Annotated in this window: 6 protein-coding genes; 4 read left to right on the top strand and 2 right to left on the bottom strand. The window is 75.2% G+C overall.

The genetic code is table 11. The features are described 5' to 3' along the window. Window positions 1-476 precede the first annotated feature (476 nt). Window positions 477-2,609, top strand: a complete 2,133-nt coding sequence (locus AC069T_RS26385) for a condensation domain-containing protein (RefSeq protein WP_478785096.1) — start codon at window positions 477-479, stop codon at window positions 2,607-2,609. Between the two features lie 547 nt (window positions 2,610-3,156). Then, window positions 3,157-4,392, top strand: a complete 1,236-nt coding sequence (locus AC069T_RS26380; RefSeq protein ID WP_478785095.1) for a helix-turn-helix domain-containing protein — start codon at window positions 3,157-3,159, stop codon at window positions 4,390-4,392. A 263-nt stretch (window positions 4,393-4,655) separates the two neighbouring features. Here AC069T_RS26380 and AC069T_RS26375 read toward each other — a convergent pair whose 3' ends face one another. Further along, a complete protein-coding gene (locus AC069T_RS26375; RefSeq protein ID WP_478785094.1) occupies window positions 4,656-5,927 on the bottom strand; it encodes a class I SAM-dependent methyltransferase in 1,272 nt (423 codons plus the stop codon). 292 nt (window positions 5,928-6,219) lie between these two features. Beyond that, window positions 6,220-6,645: a hypothetical protein gene (locus tag AC069T_RS26370; RefSeq protein ID WP_478785093.1), complete on the bottom strand. Its 426-nt coding sequence runs from the start codon at window positions 6,643-6,645 to the stop codon at window positions 6,220-6,222. Window positions 6,646-7,055: 410 nt separating this feature from the next. On the opposite strand from AC069T_RS26370, the gene AC069T_RS26365 reads away from it, so the two are divergent. Continuing rightward, entirely contained in the window at window positions 7,056-8,252 is a 1,197-nt protein-coding gene (locus AC069T_RS26365) for an aminotransferase class V-fold PLP-dependent enzyme (RefSeq protein ID WP_478785102.1), read from the top strand. A gap of 409 nt (window positions 8,253-8,661) precedes the next feature. Then, window positions 8,662-8,838, top strand: coding sequence for a hypothetical protein (locus tag AC069T_RS26360; protein ID WP_476755052.1), 177 nt, complete (start codon window positions 8,662-8,664; stop codon window positions 8,836-8,838). Window positions 8,839-8,852 lie beyond the last annotated feature (14 nt).

Here is an 8,852-nt window from a genome sequence, read left to right as displayed (position 1 = left end):
GGCCGGTCCCGGTTGGGCCGGTTCCGTACCGCCGGTCCCGGTTGTGCCGGTCCCGTACCTGCCGGTCCCGGTTGGGCCGGTCCCGGTTGGGCCGGTTCCGTACCGCCGGTCCTTGTTGTGCCGGTCCCGGTTGGGCCGGGCTCGGGTCGGCCGGCGGGGGCGGGCCGGCGGTGCTGTGCGCGTGGCTCGGCAGTGCGGGGTGCTGTATCCCACCGGCCGGGGGGCGACGGTCCTCCCCGGCCCGGTGGCGAGGGTTGCCACCCGGCCGGGAGGCGACCCCTCCTCACCGGTTCCCAAGGGTGCCGGTTGCCGCCGGCCGGAGGGCGACGGTCCTCACGGCCGGGTGGCAACGCTCTCCACCGTTCCGGGGGTGCCGGTTGCCGCCGGCCGCGGGGGTGACGGGGGTGACGGTCTGCTGAGCTGCGGGGGCAAGGGGTTCGGGTTGCGTACGGGGTTGAGTTGAGGAGGGGGAGGCGATGAACGACGGCCGGCCTACCGGCGTATGCGCGGTGATCGACCCCGAACGGGGTGCCCACGGCGTCCTGGAACTGCACGGCCCACTGGACACCGCCTGTGTCCACCGGGCCCTGCACCGCATCGCGGAGATCCGTCCCGCTGCCCGCCACACCGGGCTGCGGCTGCTGCGGCACGGCCCCGGCCTGCACAGCGTGGAACTGTCCGGCGGCGACCAGACGCCCGCGCCCGGCTTTGCGGGCCTGCTCGCCGACCTGCTCACCGCCGCGCCCGAGCCCGCCGCCACCGCTCTGCCCGGCACCGGCACCGGCACCGGCACCGGCACCGGCACCGGCACCGGGGCGGGGGCGGGGGCGGGGGCGGGAGCGGCCGGCCTGCCCTGCGGGACACTGCCGCGCACCGAACCTCTCACCCCTCTGCAGCAGCAGCGTCTGACCGACGCCCTCACCTGGCCCGAGCACCAGGTCGAGCAGATCCTGTGGCGCTGGCACGGCCCGCTGGACACCGCACGCTTCGAGGCGGCCTGGCAGGCCGTCGGCGCGCGTGAGAGCGTACTGCGCACCGCTTTCGTGTGGGACCCGCGCCCGCGCGCCGTCGTCTTCGACCGCGCCATCACCCACGTCGCCCGCCACCCCCACGGCACGGCGGTCCGGCGTGCTGCGCTGCTGGCCCGCGAGCGTGCCCGCTCCTTCGACCTGCGCCGCCCCGCGCCGGTGCGCGTGGCGCTGCTGGACAGCAGCCCCGCCGACGCCGCGGCGCCCTTCACCGACGTACTGCTCACCTATCACCGTGCCCTGCTGGACAGCTGGAGTGTGCGGCTGCTGATGCGCGAATGCTGCCGCGCCTACCTCGCCGGCGGTGTGCTGCCCGGCGGTGAACGCCGCCCGGGCCTGGGCGACTTCGCCCGCTGGCTCGGCACCCGCACCCCGGGCCCGGGCGCCTGGTGGCGCGGCGCGGCCCGCCCGCCGGCCGTGCCCGCCGCACCCGAGCCCGCCCGCACCGCCGCCGGCAGCGGGGGCACCGGCGTGCTGCGCACGGCCCTGTCCCCCAACCGCAGCGCACGGCTGGCCCACTGGGCCGCGCAGTGGGGGGTCGCGGAGAGCAGCGTGCTCCAGGCGGTGTGGGCGATGCTCTCCTACCGGGCCCGCGGCGCCGCACCCGGGCCCGCGACCGTCGGCTTCGGCCTGGACTTTCCCGGACGGGGACTGCTCCTTCAGGGCATCGAGGGCCTGCCGGGCCCGTTCGAGAACGCCCTGCCCCTGACCGTCACCCTCGACGCGGCACGGGGCCTGCCCGCGCTGCTGCGTGAACTGCGGGACGTGGCCATGGACATGGCCGCCTACGAATGGGCCGCCGCCGCGGGCCCGGCCCCCGGCAGCGGCCCCGGGCGGCGGGCCGGCGGCCTGCTCGCCTTCGACTGCGGCCCGCGGCCCGACACCTTCCACGGCAGCGACCTGGCCGCACACGGGATACGCCTGGAGGAGCAGGAAGCCGCCGGGGCGCCGGCCGGATACGCCCTGCGGCTGCGCGCCGGACACGACGCCCGCCGCGCGCTCACCCTCACCTGCGCCTACGACCGTGACCTCCTGGACGGCGGCGCCGCCCGCACCCTGCTGGCACACACCGCCCACCTGCTGAGCCTGCTGCCCGCCACCGCGAGTGCGGCCACCACCGTCGCCGACGTGCTGGCCCTGCTGCCCGGCGCGGCCACACCCCCCGTCCCGGACGGCCCCGGCGCCCGGAACGCGGCACCCCTGGTGGCACTGCGCGGTGCGCTGGCACCCGCGGCGGCCACCGTGTGCCTGCTCGACGTACCGGGCGCACCGCGCACCGGGCACTGGGAGGTGGTGCGCCACTACCGCGGGCCGGAGGCACTGACCGCACTCAGCCTCACCGCCGGCCGGCACAGCGACCAGGCCGCGGCCCTTGGCACCCTGGCCCGCTCACACGGCCGGCTGGTCCTGGGCGGCTACTCCGGCACCGGCGCCCTGGCCTGCGAACTGGCCCGCCACCTCACCAGGCCCGGAGTGCGCCCGCCGCTGGTCGTGGTCGGCGGCGCCGGCGAGGACCCCGACGGGGCCCGCACACTGGCCGGCGCCCTGCAGCGGGCGAGCGCGTCGGCCGGCCGCCACTGAAAAACACCACCCCGCCCCCACAAGCACCCCGCACAGGCACAAGCACAGGCGCCGCGGCGTCCCACGCCGTCCCGCGCCGTCCCGCGCCGTCCCGCGGCGTCCCGCGGCGTCCCCTGGTCGTGCGCGGGGGCGGGATCATCTCCTGGGCCAGCCGATGTCCTCGTCCGACGCCGTGACGTGCACCGCTCCCGCCCAGCCGCCGCCGCCCTCCACCTCACCGGGGCGGCCAGAAACCGAGTGCTTCATGAACGACTCCCGTGGATGTGAACGAGAACAGTTCCCGTGATCGAGGACGGCTGGTGCCGGGGCACCACCACTGGTGCTCGAAATGCTTCCCGGATCCGTTCAAGAACCGTTCGAGAACCGCTTGAACAACGCCTGAGAGCCCGGCCAGGATCGCACGAGGTCCAGGGCACAACCCATGGCAAAACATTGCCCGCCCGTTGCCCGGCCCCCTACGCTCGGGGCGGCTTCGGTGGCCACCGGCGGTGACCCGCCCCGTGCGCCCCGCACCCGCCCCCACCCGTGCGTCCCAGGGAATGGTCATATGCTGCGTCAGCCCGCCTTCGGCCGCCGTCTTCGCAAACTGCGACAGGCCCGCGGGCTGTCCCAGACCGCGCTGACCGGTGAGGGCATGTCCACGGGCTACCTCTCCCGGCTGGAGTCCGGCGCACGCCAGCCCACCGAACGGGCGGTGGCCTACCTCGCCGAACAACTCGGCCTGCAGCGCGCGGACTTCGAGGAACCCGCCGGCGGTTCACTCGCCCACGCACTGACACTGGTCGCCTCCACCCAGTCCGACGCGGCGATGGACACCCTGCGCGAGGCCCTGGCCGCCGAGGGACACGAGGTGCCGGTACTGCGCTGGCAGGCGCTGTGGCAACTGGCCCGCCGCCGCCGCCTGCAGGGCGACCACCCCGGCGAGCGAGAGGACCTGGAGGAACTGGTCCGCCTCGGCGACGCCGTCAACCTGGTCGCACTGCGCGTACGCGGACTGACCCGCTACGCCCGCTGCCTGCGCTCACTGGGAGAGATCACCGCCGCCCTCGACGCCGCGATGACGGCCCACCACCTCGCCCGCGAGGACGACCTGGAGACACACGACCGCGCCGCGGTACTGCTGGCCCTGGTCTCGGTGGAGGCCGAGGCCGGCCGGATGCCCGACGCCCGCTCCCACGCCGACGAACTGGTCGAACTGGTCGCGGGCTGGTCCAGCGCACTGTGGGCGGAAGCGATGTGGACCGCCGCGGCGGTGCGCCTGCGCCAGGGCGACCACGCCGCCGCGCAGGCCTACCTGCAGGAGGCGCTGGAGAAGTTCGACAGCGCCGAGGACCTCGTGCTGTGGCTGCGGCTGCGGCTCGCCGCCGGCCGCCTGCACCTGCAGAAACTGCCGCCGGACCCCGACGCCGCCGAACAGTGCGTCATCGCCGCCGAACGCGCCCTCGCCTTCGTCTCCACACCCGCCCTGCACCAGGAACTGACCGCCCTCAAAGCCGACCTCGCCTTCCTCACCGCCCGCTACGACGACGCCCGCCACCTGCTCGGCGAACTCGCCCAGGTCGAACCCCGCATGACCTACCGCGACCGGGTACGGCTGGACATCCTGCGCCACCAGCTGCGCATCCGCTCCGGTGACGACAGCGGCGTGAAGGGACTGCGGGCGCTGGCCGAACAGGCCCAGGCCGACGCCAACATCGACCTCGCCGCGGAGATCTGGCGCCTGCTCGCCGAATCCCTGGCCCAGCTCGAGACCGCACGGGGCCCCGCCCCATCCGGGGCGTGAGCGACCCCCGCCCGGCCCCCAACACCCACCCACGCCCATCACACCCACCACCCATACGCACCACGCCCACCACCCATACGCACCACGCCCACCACCCTGCCGCTGGGAACCGGCCCCACACGCCCCCGGCCGGCCGGGCACCGCCCCGGCACCCCGCCCAGCCGTCAGCACCCTGCCCGGCCGTCAGCTTCCTGCCCGGCCGTCAGCTTCCTGCCGGGCCGTCAGCTTCCTGCCGGGCCCGTCAGCATCCGGCCGGGCGGCCTTCACCGTGCGGACGCGGCCAAGCGGTCCGCCGGCTCCCCGAGGGGGCCGCACAGGACGGCCTCCACCTGCGCGGCGCGGGCGGCCACCGGGGTGTTGGCGCAGTCGCCGGCCTCGCCGGCCCAGAGCGTGCACACACCGCTCAGCGCGCCCGCGGGCACCTGCCCGGGATCAAGGACGAGGAGATCGAGCAGGTCCGGCTCCCGGCCCCAGGTGAGCAGCGCCCGGTAGCCCAGCCGCTCCACCGCCCCGCACAGCACCTCCGGGTCGGGCGCGAGCACCTCCTGCGGTGCCAGGTCGATGCCCTCCCGGGGATCGAAGAGTGAGCGCATGGCCGCGTACTCGTCGTGCACCCGGCGGTTGGGCACCCCGGCCAGCCGCAGCACGGCCGGCCGCCCCGCCAGCCGCCGGACGGCAGAGGCGGCATCGGTGACGTCCTGGCCCCAGCGCAGCGCGGGCGCGCCGGCCAGGTCGGCGACCGGCTCGGCGGTGGAGAGCACCGCCTCGTAGCGGTAGCGGGTCAGCTCGTTGTGGTGCACACCCCGCTTGGCCCGTACGTCGACCGCCCGCACGGCCGGCAGATCCCGGGCCAGCACGCCGAACAGGGCGGGGGAAAGCAGCAGTTCGCTCTCCTGGGCGACCTGCTCGTCGATGGCGCGCAGCAGCGCCTCCCGCTCGCCGCGGGCGGCACCCGGCCGGGCCAGCGCGACACCGGTGTGAAAGCAGCGCGCCAGATCCAGGCTGCGCAGGTCACCCAGGAACAGCGAACCGCCCGGGGCGAGCAGCGGCAGCAGCCCCTCGATGAGGCTGCGCAGGCGGGCAAGGCTCGCAAAGCGCTGGACCACCGAGTTCAGGACGATCGTGTCGAAGTGGCCGGCCGGCAGCCCGCCGGTGTCCTGGGCACTGCGGCACTGCAGCCGGACCTTGTCCGCAAGGACCGCATCGGCCCCGACCCGCGCGGTGAGCGCGGCGACGGCCGCGGGACGGAGGTCGGTGGCCCAGTACTCGTGGACCTCCTCGTCGCGGGCCACACGCTCCATCAGATGCCCGGCGCCCGCACCGATCTCAAGGACCCGGCGGCGCGGCAGCTCCCGGATCCGCTCCACGGTGGCCTCGCGCCACTCCCGCAGCTGCTCCGGCGGGATCGGCAGGCCGTCGTAGCTGCTGGTGCGGCTCTCCCCGGCGCCCGCCCCCAAGGCAGCGGCCGATGGCGGGAGTGTCCCCCGGCGCGCGTCGGCGCCCTCGCTCTCGTACCTGAGCCCGGAGATGGACATCGGCACCCGCTCCCTTTTTCGACAGCGCCTTCCGGCTTGGCAAAACATTGCCTTCATGTTGGCAACGGCGGCCTGAGGGAGTGTCTCGCCCCGGTCGAGCGGCAGTTGAGTCGCTGGTGGCGCCGTCGCGCCGGCGCCCGCACGCAGACGGCACGTTGCCAAACACCGCCCGCACCCGGTGTGGGGCGGAGCCCCGCCGGCCGGTGAGAACACCCCCGGGAACGCCGAAGCCCCCGCTGCGGCACGGCGGCCGGCGGGGGCGTCACGAAGCGGGCACCGGGCCCGGACGCGATCAGACGGAGACGACCTCGGGGGCGGTGGGCCAGCCGATGTCGCCGGCGGGAATGGCGGTGGGGGCGGTGGGCCAGCCGATGTCGCCGGCGGGAATGGCGGTGGGGGCGGTGGGCCAGCCGATGTCGCCGGCCGGGACGGCGGTGGGGGCGGTGGGCCAGCCGATGTCACCGGCGGGGACGACCTTGGGGGCGGTCGGCCAGCCGATGTCACCGGCGGGAATGGCGGTGGGGGTGGTGGGCCAGCCGATGTTGCCGGCCGGGGTGGCGGTGGGGGTGGTGGGCCAGCCGATGGAGTCCGCGACGGTGACCGTCCCGGGCGCCGCCGGCCAGCCGATCCCGTCCGCGGCACTGAAGGCGCCGGCGGTGGAGAAGGCGGCGGCGGCGATGGCGGCGGCGGCGGTGGCGATCCGGGCGATGCGGTTCATGGCGGGCTCCTCGGTGTCAATTCCGTGTTCGTTGCTTGGCAACCTCTTGCCTAGAGATTGGCAAGCAATTCTCGTGAATTGGTGGGGAATGGGTGGAATTTCACTCAAGATAGCCGCGAGGTGCACCCCAAAAGCCCGGCACGCCCCACTGAATTGCCTAAGAAAACTGCCTGTGAGCTGCGAAGACGCACATCCTGGGCACAATTGCGGGTCCTTTGGCAACGCTCGGCAAACCCTGGAAAAGGAAGCCAGAAGCGGCTGACTCCGGGGGCCGGCGGGCCCCGTCCGCTAGAGCGCCGCCGGAGCCCATGTTGCCAATTCCCCTCCCGTGTAGGCAATGTATTGCCAAGCATGAGGCAACACATTGCCTCAATTGTTGTGGTGACGGGGGAGGACCGGAAGTGAACGCGATGTCCCACGGTGAGCGAAGGGTCCATCTGAACGCGGCCGGCGTCGGCCGCATGCCCGCGGCCGTCCTTGGGGTCCTCACCCGATGGACCCGCTTCGAGGACCGGTACGGGCCCCTGGAGCTGGAGGAACACCTCGACGGCGTCCTGCACGGGCAGGTCCACGAACGGCTGGGCGCCCTGCTCGGCGCGCCGGCCGGCGACACCGCCGTGTGCACCGGCGCCGCCGACGCGTTCACCGCCGTCGTCTCCCGGCTCCCGCTCGGCCCGCGCGACCGCATCTGGACGACCCCCTACGAGTCGGCCGCCCACCTCGCCGCCCTCTACGCCCTGCGCGCCCGCACCCGCTGCCGCCTGGAGGTCGTACCGCTGCGCCCCGACGGGGACCTGGACCTGGAGTGGATGGCGCAGCACATCGACGACGACGTCGCCCTGGTCTGCGTCCCCCACGTGGCTCCGGGCTGCGGCACCGTCAACCCCGTCGAGGACGTGGGCCGCCTCCTGGCCCCCTACCGGTGCCTGTACGCCGTCGACGCCTCCTACGCCGTGGGGCAGCTGCCCGTGGACGTCACCCGCATCGGCTGCCACCTGCTCACCGGCGACGGCTGGCGTTTCCTGCGCGGCCCGCAGCGCGTCGGGTTCGCCCATACCGCGCCGCGGCTGCGCCAGGCACTGGCCCCGTGCGGCGGCCTGACCCTCGCGCCGCCGCACGGCGCCGCCGTCGCCGCGCTGAACACCGCCCTCGACCGGCCCGCACCCCCACCCGCACCCGTATCCGGGGAACTGGGGTCCCGGCTGCGGGCCGCCGTGCAGGACACCGCCGGCACCGAACTCATCGCCTCCGGCCGGGTCCAGTGCGCCATCGTCACCTTCCGGCACGAGGACCTGCCGGCCCACCTGGTGCGCCGCCGCCTCGCCGACCGCGGAGTCACCGTATGGAAGACGGTCGCCGCGCAGATGCCGCTGTACCTGCCCGGGCGCGGCATCGTCACCGCCGTCCGCGCCTCGCTCCACCCCGACAGCCGCGCCGAGGACATCGACGTGTTCGCCGGCGCGCTCAAGGACGCGGTGGCACAGGGCAGTGCGCGCTCCGCCGGCATGCCGCGCCCGCTGTTCGGCGCACCGGCACCGGCGCACGCCGTGCCGCCGGCGGCCGCGGCACGATCCCGCGCCGGCGAGCGGACCCAGGACGGCATCTGACCCCCACCTGCACCCCGCCCCCGCCCCCGGCTCCAGCCCGGCCCCGGCCCGCCGACGCCGCACCCCGGCCCCCGCCCCGGCCCCGCCCCCGGCTCCAGCCCCGCCCCGGCCCGCCGACGCCGCACCCTGCCCCCGGCCTCGGTCCCTGCCCCGGCCCCGGTTCCAGTCCCGGCCCCGGGCCGCCGGCGCCGCACCCCGGCCCCCGGTCCCTGCCCCGCGCCCGGCCACCGGCGGCACCGGGGTACCGGCACCGGCGGCACCGGGGGTACCGGGCCCGCACCGTCCGTGTATCGGCCCGTATCGGCCGGGCTCCAGCCCGGCGCGAGGGCCGCACTGGTGCGTTGCAAGGGCGCTGCTGTTGCCTCGGGGAACGGCCACTGAACGGCAGTGGTTCTGAAGGAGGTTTCGCATGGCTCTCCGTGACGTATTCCAGTCCCTGAACGAGACCGACGCCGTTGCTTCTCCGGCCGAGTCCCGTCTCGCGGGCGAGGGCATCCTCGACCCGGAGAAGGCCGCCGTCCTCAGTAACAACGAGGAGGCCGCGGACGCCCCCATGACGGTCCTCAGCCAGATCAACGAGGCCTGACAGCACCACGCAGG

The sequence above is a fragment of the Streptomyces sp. NPDC043867 genome (assembly GCF_056435845.1).
Note: the sequence above shows the minus strand (reverse complement) of the source record. Positions and strands in the feature narration are given on the sequence as shown.